17 protein-coding genes are annotated in these 12,847 nt (G+C 69.1%); 12 read left to right on the top strand and 5 right to left on the bottom strand.

From position 1 onward, the window contains the following. The first annotated feature begins 39 nt into the window (after positions 1–39). Positions 40–1,452 carry an AAA family ATPase gene (locus tag H4W81_RS11975; protein ID WP_318781687.1) on the top strand — a complete coding sequence of 471 codons (1,413 nt, stop codon included), beginning with the start codon at positions 40–42 and terminating at the stop codon, positions 1,450–1,452. On the opposite strand, the gene H4W81_RS11970 is transcribed toward H4W81_RS11975, so the two are convergent. Continuing rightward, entirely contained in the window at positions 1,438–2,646 is a 1,209-nt protein-coding gene (locus tag H4W81_RS11970) for a lanthionine synthetase LanC family protein (RefSeq protein ID WP_192774877.1), read from the bottom strand. The two genes, H4W81_RS11975 and H4W81_RS11970, sit on opposite strands and share 15 nt — an antisense overlap. 74 nt (positions 2,647–2,720) lie before the next feature. Here H4W81_RS11970 and H4W81_RS11965 point away from each other — a divergent pair, with 74 nt between their 5' ends. The 3 genes from H4W81_RS11965 (at position 2,721) to H4W81_RS11960 (ending at position 4,077) form a co-directional block, all read left to right on the top strand. Next, positions 2,721–3,170 (top strand): hypothetical protein, encoded by a 450-nt coding sequence (locus H4W81_RS11965; RefSeq protein WP_192774876.1) that lies wholly within the window; start codon positions 2,721–2,723, stop codon positions 3,168–3,170. Positions 3,171–3,351: 181 nt separating this feature from the next. Next, on the top strand, positions 3,352–3,477 hold the full coding sequence (locus tag H4W81_RS48495) for a hypothetical protein (RefSeq protein WP_264083150.1): 126 nt from the start codon (positions 3,352–3,354) through the stop codon (positions 3,475–3,477). A 9-nt stretch (positions 3,478–3,486) separates the two neighbouring features. Then, positions 3,487–4,077: an HAD family hydrolase gene (locus tag H4W81_RS11960; protein ID WP_192774875.1), complete on the top strand. Its 591-nt coding sequence runs from the start codon at positions 3,487–3,489 to the stop codon at positions 4,075–4,077. 32 nt (positions 4,078–4,109) lie between these two features. On the opposite strand, the gene H4W81_RS49985 is transcribed toward H4W81_RS11960, so the two are convergent. Then, positions 4,110–4,427 carry a LuxR C-terminal-related transcriptional regulator gene (locus tag H4W81_RS49985; RefSeq protein WP_420538750.1) on the bottom strand — a complete coding sequence of 106 codons (318 nt, stop codon included), beginning with the start codon at positions 4,425–4,427 and terminating at the stop codon, positions 4,110–4,112. Between the two features lie 391 nt (positions 4,428–4,818). On the opposite strand from H4W81_RS49985, the gene H4W81_RS11950 reads away from it, so the two are divergent. The 4 genes from H4W81_RS11950 (at position 4,819) to H4W81_RS11935 (ending at position 7,027) form a co-directional block, all read left to right on the top strand. Continuing rightward, positions 4,819–5,328, top strand: coding sequence for a SigE family RNA polymerase sigma factor (locus H4W81_RS11950; protein ID WP_192774874.1), 510 nt, complete (start codon positions 4,819–4,821; stop codon positions 5,326–5,328). Beyond that, positions 5,328–6,005, top strand: a complete 678-nt coding sequence (locus H4W81_RS11945; RefSeq protein WP_192774873.1) for a hypothetical protein — start codon at positions 5,328–5,330, stop codon at positions 6,003–6,005. Before H4W81_RS11950 ends, H4W81_RS11945 begins: the two co-directional genes overlap by 1 nt. Positions 6,006–6,128: 123 nt before the next feature. Beyond that, a complete protein-coding gene (locus H4W81_RS11940) occupies positions 6,129–6,287 on the top strand; it encodes a hypothetical protein (RefSeq protein WP_192774872.1) in 159 nt (52 codons plus the stop codon). Between the two features lie 131 nt (positions 6,288–6,418). Then, positions 6,419–7,027, top strand: coding sequence for a calcium-binding protein (locus H4W81_RS11935; protein ID WP_192774871.1), 609 nt, complete (start codon positions 6,419–6,421; stop codon positions 7,025–7,027). Between the two features lie 296 nt (positions 7,028–7,323). Here H4W81_RS11935 and H4W81_RS11930 read toward each other — a convergent pair whose 3' ends face one another. Beyond that, positions 7,324–7,938, bottom strand: coding sequence for a helix-turn-helix domain-containing protein (locus H4W81_RS11930; RefSeq protein WP_192774870.1), 615 nt, complete (start codon positions 7,936–7,938; stop codon positions 7,324–7,326). 59 nt (positions 7,939–7,997) lie between these two features. On the opposite strand from H4W81_RS11930, the gene H4W81_RS11925 reads away from it, so the two are divergent. The 3 genes from H4W81_RS11925 (at position 7,998) to H4W81_RS11915 (ending at position 10,310) form a co-directional block, all read left to right on the top strand. After that, complete coding sequence (locus tag H4W81_RS11925) at positions 7,998–9,200, top strand: MFS transporter (RefSeq protein ID WP_192774869.1); 1,203 nt, start codon at positions 7,998–8,000, stop codon at positions 9,198–9,200. 62 nt (positions 9,201–9,262) lie between these two features. Then, entirely contained in the window at positions 9,263–9,841 is a 579-nt protein-coding gene (locus tag H4W81_RS11920; protein ID WP_225958569.1) for a hypothetical protein, read from the top strand. A 160-nt stretch (positions 9,842–10,001) separates the two neighbouring features. Beyond that, the gene (locus tag H4W81_RS11915) at positions 10,002–10,310 is read left to right on the top strand and encodes a hypothetical protein (protein ID WP_192774867.1); all 309 of its coding nucleotides are present in this window, start codon (positions 10,002–10,004) and stop codon (positions 10,308–10,310) included. Positions 10,311–10,316: 6 nt separating this feature from the next. Here the strand turns inward: H4W81_RS11915 and H4W81_RS49980 are convergent, their stop codons facing one another. After that, positions 10,317–10,733 (bottom strand): Tn3 family transposase, encoded by a 417-nt coding sequence (locus H4W81_RS49980; RefSeq protein WP_192774866.1) that lies wholly within the window; start codon positions 10,731–10,733, stop codon positions 10,317–10,319. After that, positions 10,730–10,942 carry a hypothetical protein gene (locus H4W81_RS11905; protein ID WP_192774865.1) on the bottom strand — a complete coding sequence of 71 codons (213 nt, stop codon included), beginning with the start codon at positions 10,940–10,942 and terminating at the stop codon, positions 10,730–10,732. The genes H4W81_RS49980 and H4W81_RS11905 overlap by 4 nt, the downstream gene beginning before the upstream one ends. 256 nt (positions 10,943–11,198) lie before the next feature. Between H4W81_RS11905 and H4W81_RS11900 the strand changes: the two genes are divergently transcribed. Then, entirely contained in the window at positions 11,199–12,713 is a 1,515-nt protein-coding gene (locus H4W81_RS11900) for an IPT/TIG domain-containing protein (protein ID WP_192774864.1), read from the top strand. Positions 12,714–12,847 lie beyond the last annotated feature (134 nt).

Here is a 12,847-nt window from a genome sequence, read left to right as displayed (position 1 = left end):
CTCATTCCCGACCGGCCCGGAGTTTGTCACAGTGATCGGGTGACGAACATCGACCACGCCGCCGCGCACGCGCTCGCCGTGAACCTGGCCAAGGTCTACGACGCGGTCTCGACGAAGATCGCCGAGGACAACGCCGCCTCGCCGCTGGTGGCCAGGGTGACCGGCCACCTCGGCTGCACGCTGGGCGACGTGGTCGTGGTGGAGGAGAAGTACCGCCTGTGGGAGCACGCGGGCCTCCAGATCGGCGCCGACCGCTACCTGGCCGCCCACTCCCCCGGCGCCCGGTGGTTCGGCGTGGTGGGCGGCGAGCGCCGCTGGGAGAGCGTCATCAACATGCTGCTGTACGCCATGCGCGACGGCAGCCGCCTGCTCGGCCGGCCCGACTACGGCACCGCGCCGATCGGGCCCGCCGAGAGCATGGAGGTGATGCAGCTCGGCCTGGTGGAGACGGTGGCGCCCGACGGCTCGCCGGTGGTGATGGTGGTCAGCAACGTCGAGGAGTACGACGGCCACTCGCTGCTGACCGTGCTGTCGGTGTCGCGGGCGGCCGCCACGGCGGTGCGGGACGAGGTCGAGCGGCTCAAGCGCCTGCACGACCCGTTCAGGGGGCAGGTGCTGAGCTTCGGTTTCAGCGAGCACAGGGACAACGAGCTGCTCACCTTCCTGCCCAGGCCCGAGCTCACCCCCGAGGAGGTGGTGCTGCCCGAGGGCCGGCTCGAGGCGGTCGAGGACCACATCGTCGGCATCGCCCAGGTGCGCGAGCAGCTCGTCGCGGCCGGCCAGCACCTGCGCAGGGGCCTGCTGCTCTACGGCCCGCCCGGCACCGGCAAGACCCACACCGTGCGCTACCTGGTGGGCCGGTTGCGCGAGCACACCGCGATCCTGATGTCCGGCCCGGGTATGCGCCGCCTCGACCTGGCGGTCGCGCTCGCCCGCAAGCTGCAGCCGTCCATCGTGGTGATCGAGGACGTCGACCTCATCGCCGAGGACCGCAGCCAGTTCGAGACCTCTCCGCTGCTGTTCTCGCTGCTGGACGCCATGGACGGCATCTCAGGAGACGCGGACGTGTCGTTCGTGCTCACCACCAACAGGGTGGAGGCGCTGGAGCGGGCCCTGGTGCAGCGGCCCGGCCGGGTGGATCTGGCGGTGGAGGTGCCGCCGCCGTCCGCGCCGGACAGGGAGCGGCTGGTCCGCCTCTACGCCCGCAGCCGGCCGATCGAGGCGGACGTCGCCAAGGTGGTCGCGGCGACCGAGGGCGCCACCGGCGCCTTCGTCAAGGAGCTGCTGCGGCGGGTGATCATGCTGGCGATCAGGGCGGGCGACCACGCGCTGACCGACGACCACTTCGACACCGCCTTCCAGGCGATGTCGGGCGACGCGCAGGCGCTGACCAGGTCGCTGCTCGGCGCGGGCGCGGAGCGTGTGGAGCGCACCCCTTCACGGCTGTGCTGACCGCATCGCCAGCGGGAAGGGGTTGTCGGGCAGCAGGATCAGCCTGCGTGCGTCGCCGCGCTCGGCCGCGTCCAGGTGCAGCAGCGCGGCGCCGATGCCCGCCGCGCCGACCAGGTAGCCGGTGTCGGCGGTGATCTCGCGCGGCCGCAGCCTGCGGTAGGCCTGCCACCAGCGTCCGTCGCGCTGCGCGCGCACCAGGTGCTCACCCAGCACGCGGGCGAACGCGCGGCAGTCGTCGCGCTCCCACAGCCCGACGGACAGCTCCAGCAGCCCCGCCGCGCCGCAGCACTGGCACATGACGTTCCAGAACCCGGGAGTCTCCCGGTACGGCACGCCGCTGGTGAGGATGCCGTGGACCAGCCGGTCCACCCAGTCGGAGTCGCCCAGCTCGTGGAACATCCTGGCCACCCCCGCCGAGCCCGAGCAGAAGCCCAGGTAGTGCAGGTGACGGCCCTGCGGCACGTGGTGGGGCACGAGCGCGCACGAGCCCGTCACTTCGCTGACCGCCCGGACGAAACCCGCTCCGCTGGTGGCCGCCTCGAGGAAGCGGGGGTCGCCGGTCACGGCGTGCAGGCGGGCCAGCAGGAACGCGGTGCCGGCCGTACCCGAGAGGAAGCCGGGTGTGACCGCGTCGACGGGCAGGTCGGCGGGCGGCTGCGCGCCGAAGCGGTGGCCGGGGACGGGAAGGGCGGCGATGCGCAGGCCCGCCTCGACGGCGACCCGCTCGTAGGCGGGCTCGCCGAGCAGGGCCGAGGCGTGCAGGAGGGTGAGGATGATGCCGCCGTCGCCGCGCTGGCTCGGGTCTCCCGTCCAGGCCGGCCCCGCGGCGGCGAGCAGGTCGGCGGCGCCGGCGGCGGCGCGGGTGAAGGAGTCGTCGATGGCCCAGCCCGACTCCATCAGCGCGAACACGACGCCCGCCAGGCCGTCGTGGAAGGTCGGGTCGCTCTGCTCGGTCCAGACGGCCGACAGGTATCGGGCGCCCTGCTCGGCGTCCTCCAGATAGGAGTCGTCGCCGGTGGCGGCGGCGAGCTCGAGGAAGAACAGCACGATGCCGGCCGCGCCCGAGTAGAGCGAGGCGGGCCGGTGCGGGAGCGCCGGCCGCTCTCCGGCCCGCCAGTGGCGGCCTCTGCCGTCGTCGATCCCGCACGCGCGAATCCACCGGGCCGCCTGCTCGGCGGCCTCCATCGGGCTCATGAGGCCAGTGTCGCACCGCGCAAAAAAACCCGCAAACACTGTAGGTTATGCATGTTTTAGTAGGGTGTGCGGTGATGACAGATCACAGTGTTTCCGACGAACTGCTCGCGATGGAGCGAGACCGGTGCACGGCCTGCCTCGGCACCGCCGAGGAGGAGATCGTACCCGGCTACACCAGGCCCTGCCGCGCGTGCGCCGGCACCGGCCGCCGCCGCGAGCAGCTCATCTGGCAGCTGGCGCACGACGAGGCCGCGCAGCTCATCACGCTGCCCGTGGTGCGCGACCTGGTCAGGCAGGCGCGCGGCCCGTTCCGGCTGTCGGAGATCGCCGACACGGTCAGGTCGGTGCTCAACCTGCCCGTGGGACGGCTGCCGGTCGGACCGCGCGTGCGCGACCTGCTGCTGGACATGGAGGCGGCGGGCGAGATCGTGATGGTGTCGGCGCCGGACGAGCTGCTGGACGGAACGGAGGTCGTGCTGCACCGCGACCCGGCCTGGGAGCGCGTCCGCACCCTCGGCGCCTGACGCCGCGCTCACCGTCGTCGCCGTCGCGCTGGTCAACCGCCCCCTCCGTGACTACGCAGCCCGCCCGCGGCGGCGGACGCGCCGCCGGGCGAGGTCTTCTTGGAGATCACAACAGGCCGTGAGTCTCACACTCCGGGTGGGTCTTCTCGGCCCTCCGCTCCCGAAGGTGTCCCCGGCCCAAATGCGGACGATGCTGACCAGTTCGTATGCGAACTACTACCGGCGGATGCTGCCCAAGCTGCTGGCCGCGATCGAGTTCAAGTGCAACAACACCGCCTACCGGGTGCTGGTCAAAGCCTCCCGATAAAATAGCCCGGTGATCTTGAGTCTTCCCCCCGGTGAGGTCGGCTCCTACCTCTTCGACTGCGACGGGACCATAGCCGATTCCATGCCGCTGCGCTTTCTCGCTTGGCAGCAGGCGTTGAGCGAGTGGGGATGTGAGTTCTCCGAAGAACTGTTCTACGCGTGGGGCGGTCGGGCGGTGGTCGACATCATCACCGACCTCAATGCAAGACAGGGGCTGACCATGCCGGTGCTGGCCGTCGCTCGCCGCGGTGAGGAGCTCTGCCAGGAGATGCTGCCCCAGCTGACCGCAGTGCCCGGCGTGCTCGAGCACATCGAAGCTGAATTCGGACGCATCCCGTTCGCTGTCGTATCTGGTAGCAGTCGTGAGTCGGTGACGGCTACGCTGACCGCCCTGGCACTGCTCGACAAGTTCGAGGTGATGGTCTGCGCCGGCGAGTATCCGCGGGCTAAACCCGCCCCGGACCCGTTTCTGCTAGCAGCCCAGCAGTTGGGCGTCGACCCGAAGCACTGTTTGGTCTTTGAGGACGCCGACAACGGGATCCAGGCTGCTCAGGCCGCTGGCATGGCTTGGGTCCACGTTCCCCCGCCAGGGCGGCGCTGACCCGACCGAAGAGCCAGAGCCGATGACCGGCCTCATCTGCTGCGACGACGCACCCCGGTTGAGCCCCAGCGCCTGGGCATCCGCCAGCGCGGCATCGAACTCCTCACGCCACCGCCGCATCGCCCGCCAGCTCTCCGACCGGCACGCGGCAGTGCAGAACCTCCGCGACGACCTCCAACCCTCCGGCAAAGGGGACGTCCCGGCGAGGACGCCCGTGCGCTCGTAGACGGTGTAGAGGTGTTGGCGACCGTGCGGATCGAGACCACCAGGCGCTCGGCGATCTCGCGGTTGGTCAGCCTCTGCGCCGCCAGCACCGCGATCTCGCTCTGCCGCTTGGTGAGACCAGGCAGGGAGAGGCCGATCAGGGCGGGGGTCCCGACTCATTAAGCAGCCCGTGACCACCTGAACGCGCGGGCACTGGCTCCCACCGCGGCCAGGAATGCGATAAGCGCCAGCCCGGCGACGCTCCACGCGGGCCCGGTGCCCGCGAGCAACTCCTCGGCCTGCTTCCCGCGCTGCTCTTGCCCACGACATGGCGCTCACCCTCGCCGGCCGCATCGCGGGCGACGCGACGGCCCAGGCGATCCAGCACAGCCCGCAACCGCCCTACAGGAGCGGTTCGCCCGACACCGCACCTGCTGCTGACCGCCGCCCGACGATCCCAAGCCTGCCCGTCCCATGCAACCGGCGCCCGGGCCGGAAGCATCTCCTGGGATGTGAAGCCATCGATCTGGGAGACCCATGAGCCTTGACGAGGAGTACACCGCCTACGTGAGTGGCCGGCTGTCCTGGTTGCGGAAGATCGCTTACCCGCTGTGCCAGGACTGGCACCGCGCCGATGACCTGGTGCAGACGGCGATAACGCGGCTCTACGTCAAATGGCGCCAGGCGCGAGCCGCCGATGACCTCGACGCCTACGTACGGGTGATGCTGATCCGGGTCTTCCTCGCCGAACAGCGAGGGGGCTGGTTTTCCCGGGTACGGCTGGCGTCCGCGATATCCCACCAGCCGTTCGAAACCGGCGACCGGGACATGGCCATGGACGTCAACCGAGCCCTCGCCGCCGTCCCTCCGCGCCAACGCGCCACCCTCGTACTCCGCTTTCACTGCGACCTGAGCGTGGAACAGACCGCCCACGCGCTCGGCTGCTCCACCGGAACCGTCAAGAGCCAGACCGCCCGCGGCCTCGCCACCCTGCGCTCGATGCTCGGCGCGCCGGAGTCCCGCCTCGCACGTACGGAGGACCACTGATGGATGTCAAGCAGATGTTCGACTCGCTGGCGACGCACGAGCAGCCGCCTACCGCGGTTGACGTGAACCAGGCCATGGCAGCAGGACGTGCCGTGCGCAGACGTCATCGTGCTGCCGTCGCCGGGACCACGGCCGCGGTGGCGGTCGCGGCGGCCGTCCTTGCGGTCGGGACGGTTCACCCGTGGCCGCGGCAGAACGGCGTCGCTGTCGCCGTGCCCGCCACACCCTCCGCCACGCCCTCCATCACGGCCACGCCACGGCCCACCTACAAGGGATTCGCGGAATTGAAGAAGAGGTATCCCCCCAAGGGGAAGGTCGCCTCCGTGCCGCCGCTGCTGATGTGGGTGAGCGACGCGCCCCGCAAGAACGAGCTTTTCCTTTGCGAGAGCGGGCCGAACGGTAGCTCCTGCTCCGGATTTCCGCCCCTCGCCGCCAAGGAGTTCGCCCGCAGGCAGGGCAAGCTTCGCGGCGTGCACGTCTGGTTCGGTGTGGCCAAGGACGACGTACACGGAGTGACGGCTGTCACCAGGGACGGGCGGAAGGTTCCAGGCACCCTCACACGGGGCGCCAGTCCCGGGCTCGGGCTTTGGGCCGTCGAGTATCCCCCTGGAGCCGACGTGCGGAGCCTTGTCTTCACCGGCGCGAAGGGGGGGACCCTGCAGCGGATCGCCCTGTGACGTGTCTTAATCTCTCACACCGCTGAGGGCCTGGCCGGCTCCCCGGCGGACCGCTGTTCAACGTCGGCGGTCGCTGGAACGACTCGCTGGCAAGATGGCCTGTACGTCGGCCTGGAGCAGGGTGTGGTCGTGACGCCTGCGTCGATTACCTGGCAGGACGCCCAGCATGTGCGGGAGCGGGCTGCGGTGGCGATTGAGCTGGTGGAGGGGCTCGCCGAGCCGGTGTTCACCATCGATGCGGCTGAGGGGTGCTGGCTGCTGAAGCCGGGCCTGGACGCGTAGGCATGTCCGCCAATCCGCGGACCTGCTCAGTCGGCCAGGCAGGCGTACCAGGAGGAGTCGCTGTAGATGGAGCGGCTCCAGGCGTCGCGGTCCCAGCCGACGACCTGGCGGCCGGTGAGCGCGGTGACGGCGTGCACGGCGACATCTTCAGCCCGAGCGGACATGCTTCCGGTGGCGGAAATGACCGCCTGTTCGGCGGCGACGGCAATGACCTCATGAACGGCGAGGACGATCTACTCCTGGGTGGGCCCGGCAGCGAAATCCTCATCGGTGACAGTAACGCTGCCCAGAACGCGAGCGGAAACGGCGGGAATGACCTCCTGGACTTGGGCACTGACGGCGGATTCGCGGCGATCGGGGACCACAACATCAATGACCCCGCAGGCGGGAGGGCCACCGGCTCGGGCAGGGACCGGATCATCGGCGGCAGCGCGGACGACTTTCTCGTCGGCGATAGCGCCGTGGTGGATGCCACCGTCACCAGCGCCAGCCACGATGTGATCTCCGGCCGTGGGGGCAACGATGCACTGTTCGGCGACAACACCGACTTCGATGTCACCGCGAGCGTCGGCACGGCAGGCGGCAACGACCTCCTCGACGGCGGCGACGGCATCGACACGCTCAGGGCGGGCCCCCGCAACGACTTCCTCGACGGCGGCCCCGGTACCCCAGACGACTGCGATGGGGAGGCAGGGATCGACGCCGCAACCCGCTGCGAGATCGTCTCGAACGTGCCGTAGGCCTCCGAGGAGGATGAGTGCAGAAATTGGTGGTAGAGATGATCATTAGGTGCGACGGCTGAAACGGTAGTCTCAGGACCCCTGCGTCAAACGATGGCGGCTGTTTCGTCGTGATCGCGGAGCATGTGCAGGACCGTAGCCGGTGAGGGGTGCTGGCCCTTTCTTACCGGGGACCAACGAGCACCGGAAACACGGCCACTGCGCGATCTTCGTTGTTCTCGCAAACTCCGCATGATCTTGCAGTGGCCGTTCCCATGCGGCCACAACGCCGAAGATTGCGAAGTGTCACTGGTGTACTAGGGGCTCTCGTCCCCGTGTGGATGCTCGGGTGAGACCAGCGGGTGGATGGGGAGGTGGACCCGCAACCGGCCCTCCTGGTCGGCGGCGGACTTGCTGTGCTGGCGCCAGCGGTCGATCACCGCGTTCAACTCGTCGCGAAGCAGGCCGAGCTCTTCCGCGGTCAGCCGCAGCGGGCCGCGCATGCCGGGCTGCGTTGCGTTCCACCACTCCTGCGGCAGGGTGTGCATGGTCTCCACCGCTCGCCGCATCCGTTCGGCGGTGGCGTCGGTCCACGCGAGCAGGGCGGCCCGCTGGGTGAGTTGCCCCACCGGGTCGTCGGCGAACTCCGAGGCCGCCATCGACAGGCCGCTGACGTGCGCGAAACGCCACCACCGCTCGCGCTTGTCGCGCGCCAGCTCCGGCACCTCGGCCACCAGCCCGTGCTTGGCGAGCTGCTGCAGGTGGTAGCTGACCCCGCCCACCGCCTCGCCCACCCGCTCGGCCAGCATGCCCACGGTAGCGGGCCCGATCTCCGAGACCGCGAGGAGCAGCCGGACGCGCGTCGGGTGGGACAGCGCCTTGAGCGTGCCCACTTCCCCAGGTCCGAGGTGGTGTCGCCGAGTCTCTTCCACAGAGAGATCCTACCAGAGAGCTTGTATAAGATTTCTTGTATAAGTTACCTTGTCGGTCCATGCAACCGTTGAGGAAGAACCTGCGATTCCAAATGTTCTGGGTGGGCTCGGCCGCTTCGGAGCTTGGCTCGACTCTCTCCTGGATGGCCTTTCCCCTGGTCGTGCTGGCCATGACCGCCTCGCCCATCCAGGCGGGCCTGGTCGGCGCGGTCGCCATGGCCGCCGAGACCATCTTCGGCCTGCCCGCCGGGGCACTCGTGGACCGATGGGACCGCAGGCGCATCCTCCTGGGTGCCGACCTGGTCCGGGTCGCCACCATGGCGAGCCTGGGCCTCGCTCTGCTGGCCGACTCGCTGACCATGCCCCACCTGCTGGCGGTCGCCGTGGTCAACGGCTTGGCAGGCTCCCTCTTCTGGCCTGCGCATGGCGCCTCGGTCCGCGCGCTGGTGCCGAGCGAACAGCTGCCCACCGCCTACGCCCAGGAACAGGCCCGCCAGCGCGCCGCTGGTCTGGCCGGTCCGGCGCTGGGTGGCCTGCTGTTCTCCCTCGGCCGCGCGATCCCCTTCCTCGTGGACGCCGTGACCTATCTGGTGTCGTTCGTCTGTGTCGTGTTCGCGCGGGTACCCAGACGTCCCGAGACGCCTGCCGTACGGCAGAGCATGCGTGAGGGCATCGGCGAGGCGTTCCGCTGGTTGTGGGGCCAGCACCTGCTCAGGGCGGCCGGCGGTCTGGCAATCGCGGTCAACCTGCTGGTCACTGCCATCAAGCTGCCGATCATCGTGATGGTCGGCACCCCGGTCGACGTGGGCCTGGTGATGGCGGCCCTGGGCGCGGGCGGTCTGGCGGGGTCGTTGATCTCGGCCCGCCTCATGCGAGTCCTGCCTATCGGACGGCTCCTCCTCGTGGGCACCTGGTTCGTGGCAGCCGCTCTGCCGCTTGTGGTGCTTCCCCTGGGCTCGTACTGGGCTCCCGCGGTCCTGTTCCTCGCCATGCTGGCCGCGCCCGCGCTGAACGTCGCGCTGGGGGTCGAGATCGCCCGCGCCACTCCCGATCACCTGCAAGGCCGCATTCACGGGGTGCTCATGCTCGCCTTCTCCGGCGCCACCCCGCTCGCCCCGCTGCTCGGCGGCCTGCTCACCCAGTACGCGGGAGCCGTACCGGCCATCCTTGGGTTGTCGGCTTGCCTGGCACTGTGTTGTGTTGCGGCCACGTTCTCGCCCACGTTGCGCACGGCAGCTCCCCGCCTGTCCCAGGCATCGTGATCCGCAGACGGGCCCCGCGTTCCACCAAGCGAATCGACGTGACCCGCCTCCCTGAAGACGTCGTGGCGCTCATCGACGCCCTCGGGCCCGGTGAGAACGTGGTCATCACGCGTGACGGCGCGTCGATAGCGACAATCTCCAGCACCGTCGACGTGGTGCAAGGCGCCATCGTCGATCGCGGCGCGTCGGATGAGGCCACCGATCAAGCACCGAGGGCCAACGAGAGCGTGACAGTCGTGGTCACCGCGATGGCACTGTCGAAGAAGGCCCGGGTTGCGCTTTCGACACAGCTCGGGGCGGACTACGTAGTGCTCGACCTGCGCGCAGCCCCCAAAACAGCCGATGTGCTGCTGGTACCCCCAGGCAGCCCGCAACTGATCGGAGGGCTTCGATCAATGTTCCCGAAGGCTCGCGTCATCGTCACCGAAATCGAGGACCACGAGCTCGGAGTTCAGTACCACGGCCCGGTCCGACGCCTGCTCGACGCCGGCGCTGATGCGTATCTACCTCCGGCGACCCTCCCACACCTGGCCAGGCAGCTTGACTACACACTGAATCAAGGGCGCGAGATCGCCGGCAGGGCCGCGACACCACTGCAGATCGCACCGATCGTGGCGCTGACAGATCCAGACGACGAATGACCCCACGCCTCTTCACCGGACCGTTGGATGGGGCGGGCTGGCGGACGCTGAGCGAGAAGGAAAGCATCCTTCATGACCTGCAACGCGCCGCAACCCATGCGAATCTGCCGCTGCTGGAGACGCCGATGAGCACGGTACCAAGCTCTTCTTCAACAAACTGATGATCAACGCGTTGAAGCGAAAGCCCACGACCCGGCCCGGCGTCATGGTCTCGGGAGGCAGCTATCAGGGCAAGGCCGAGTCCGTCTGCGACGTCCTGGCGCGGTTCGAAGAGGCCTGGCTCGACCTGCACCACCACCTCAACCCGGCTGCCATCGCCAGCATGGGCCGACCTCCGAACGTTCGCCCCTACAATCTCCATCGCACCCGCTGGATTCGGCGCTACCACGCCAACATGTCCGAATGCTCGGAAGGGTTCCGGCGCGCCGTTGCGCGGGTTCTCCCCGAAGCTGAGCAGCCTCAGCACTGAGATGGATCAAGCATGCCGACGGTCTAGCATCGCCATCACCAGGGAAGATGCGGCAGATCGAGCCACCGAAACAGTCTCTCGCCGTCCCCCTGAATGGCCGGGAGATCTTCCTTCTGAAGGCTGGGTCCGACAGGTATTTGGCCAGGTGGACGGTCCTGCGTAGCATGCCCACTCCTTCAGGGCGGCGGCCAGGGTGTTCTGCCGGGAGGCGGCCGACCACTTGCCGACGATGAGGGAGGCGGTGGCCTGGCCGTACTTGAGGGACCCGGCCATGCGCAGCAGGTCCGGCCAGCAGCCGGCCACCAGATCCTCATTCCACCGAGCGCCCAGCAGCGGCCCGGCGTGTGGGTAGCGCTTGGTGGTCTCGGTCGGGGTGTCATCGCGCACCAGCGTGACCCGGGTCAGGTCGCGAGCCGGCGTCATGACCGCTGAGCGCCCCCCACAGCGCCGACCCGATCGCCGCGTTGCTGATCGCCTGCGATCGCTTTCACACTCACGTCGCCCTGCTGGCCGAACAGCTGCGCGACGACGCCGAGCGCGTCCAGGAGGGGGTCAGCCGACATAAGCCCAAAACCCACATTCACGATCTTGACGTGGATCCGACAGACCAGGCGCGGGTTGACATAAAGCACTTACCGAGCACGCCGACCTGGGAAGAACGCGTCGCACAGCGTTATCGCGGGCCCGCGAACGCCGGACTCATCCCCGACTGTCCCGACCGAAACCCGCTTCTGAGCTGCGCCCCGCTCACCTGCTGCGACCGGGCGACTCTCTATCGTTTGTCACTATTAGTAGCGGGAATGATACATTCCGTAGTTTCGGGGCGTGCAAAAGGTGCGCTTTGGACGACCTACTTCGGCTCGATCGGGCGAGCCCAGGGGAGTGAGCATGTCGAACGAACCGCTCCAATCGACGGTACCCCAGGTGGCCATGACGCTGGCGGCGATCGCGGCGACCGCGGCCACCCCGCGCCCGTCGGGGGAGACGCTGGCGCAGCAGACCAACCGGGTCTTCCTGGGCATCAACCAGCAGCTGGCCGACTCCTCCCTCGCGACCCGGGGCACCTGGATCCTGCAGTGGGTCGGGCTGAGCGCGGACAACGCGAACATGGCGTACCTCGCGAAGAACACCGACGGCTCCAACGAGTTCGCCGTGGTCATCCGTGGCACGGTCGCCAACGTGACCGACATCCTCGAAGACCTCGACGTCGGCACGGTCATCCCGTTCACCGCCGTCGGATCGCCGCCGAGCCCGGTCTCCGTCTCCAAGGGTGCGATGGAGGCGTTCACCCAGGTCATCACCATGAGCACGGTGGGTGTCACCCTGGTGCAGGCGCTCACCAACGCGTTCTGCCAGGCACCGCCGAACCCGACGGTCTACGTGATCGGCCACAGCCTCGGCGGCTGTATCGCGACCATGGTCGCGCCCTACCTCCAGGCGCAGCCCTGGCCCGATACGACCCCGCAGTTCGCGCTCTACACCTTTGCCGCGCCCACCGCCGGCGGCTCGGACTTCGCGGCCTACGTCAACTCCGTGGACTGGGTCGCCAACGAGCGCTACTACAACGCCTACGACCTGGTACCGCAGGCCTGGACCGACCTCGACTGCGTCAAGAAGTGCTACTACCCCGATCCGCCCGGCCCGGCGGCGGACGACGATGTCACCGGGGTCATCTCGGCGATTGCCGCCCTCCCCGGCCCCAACGTCTACGAGCAGCCGGGCGACGCCTTCCCGCTGAACGGCAGCTACGGCAGCGACGGCAGCTACGACCCGAGCGTGGTCAAGAAGTCGCTCCAGGACTTCATGGGTCAGGTCGCCTTCCAGCACGCCAACTCCACCTACCTGAGCCTGCTTGGCGCGCCCGACGTTCCGTCAGGTCCGGTGGTGACCGCCATCAGCCCTAGCGTCGGCGTGGCGGGCACCGAGGTCACCATCACCGGCAGTGGCTTCGGCGCCGGCACCGCGGTCGACTTCGGCACGGTGCCGTGCCCCCGGTTCAGCGTCAGCAACGACGGCACCCAGATCACCGCCTACGCGCCCGAGGGCGTCGGCGTCGTCGCCGTCCGCGTCACCACCATCCTGGGCACCTCCCCGGCCGTCCCGTTCGGCCAGCTCGCCTACGGCGGCCCCGCGCCCGTGGTGGTCACCGGCATCAGCCGGGACAGCGGATGGACCAATACCTCGGTCACCATCACCGGCGTGAACTTCAGCTCCGACGCCAAGGTCTACTTCGGCGACAACGCAGCCGAGTCCGTCCAGGTCACCCCGCCCGACCAGATCGTTGCCACCGCGCCCGCGCCCAGCATCGGTGTGGGCAAGCCCATGACCGTGAACGTGACCGTGCTGTCGGACGGCTACTCGTCCCCCGCGAGCCCGGCGGACGAATTCAGCTACAAGATGTGACCCCGGCCGACGTCCGTAGTCCGTTCGGCTGGCCGTCCAGCATCTCGAACAGCGACCGCGCCCGGTGCGGGCGGTGCCGCAGCCGAGCAGCGACTCGCCGTCGGCGCGCAGTTGCAGGGTGTCGGGTAGGAATC

Source organism: Nonomuraea africana (assembly GCF_014873535.1).
GTDB classification, from domain to species: domain Bacteria; phylum Actinomycetota; class Actinomycetes; order Streptosporangiales; family Streptosporangiaceae; genus Nonomuraea; species Nonomuraea africana.
Note: the sequence above shows the minus strand (reverse complement) of the source record. Positions and strands in the feature narration are given on the sequence as shown.

Coding starts and splice junctions, on each gene's coding strand:
- H4W81_RS11970 (WP_192774877.1), bottom strand. CDS start 2,646: ATGAGCCCGATGGAGGCCGCCGAGCAGGCGGCCCGGTGGATTCGCGCG.
- H4W81_RS11965 (WP_192774876.1), top strand. CDS start 2,721: ATGACAGATCACAGTGTTTCCGACGAACTGCTCGCGATGGAGCGAGAC.
- H4W81_RS48495 (WP_264083150.1), top strand. CDS start 3,352: ATGCGGACGATGCTGACCAGTTCGTATGCGAACTACTACCGGCGGATG.
- H4W81_RS11950 (WP_192774874.1), top strand. CDS start 4,819: ATGAGCCTTGACGAGGAGTACACCGCCTACGTGAGTGGCCGGCTGTCC.
- H4W81_RS11945 (WP_192774873.1), top strand. CDS start 5,328: ATGGATGTCAAGCAGATGTTCGACTCGCTGGCGACGCACGAGCAGCCG.
- H4W81_RS11925 (WP_192774869.1), top strand. CDS start 7,998: ATGCAACCGTTGAGGAAGAACCTGCGATTCCAAATGTTCTGGGTGGGC.
- H4W81_RS11915 (WP_192774867.1), top strand. CDS start 10,002: ATGATCAACGCGTTGAAGCGAAAGCCCACGACCCGGCCCGGCGTCATG.
- H4W81_RS49980 (WP_192774866.1), bottom strand. CDS start 10,733: ATGACGCCGGCTCGCGACCTGACCCGGGTCACGCTGGTGCGCGATGAC.
- H4W81_RS11900 (WP_192774864.1), top strand. CDS start 11,199: ATGTCGAACGAACCGCTCCAATCGACGGTACCCCAGGTGGCCATGACG.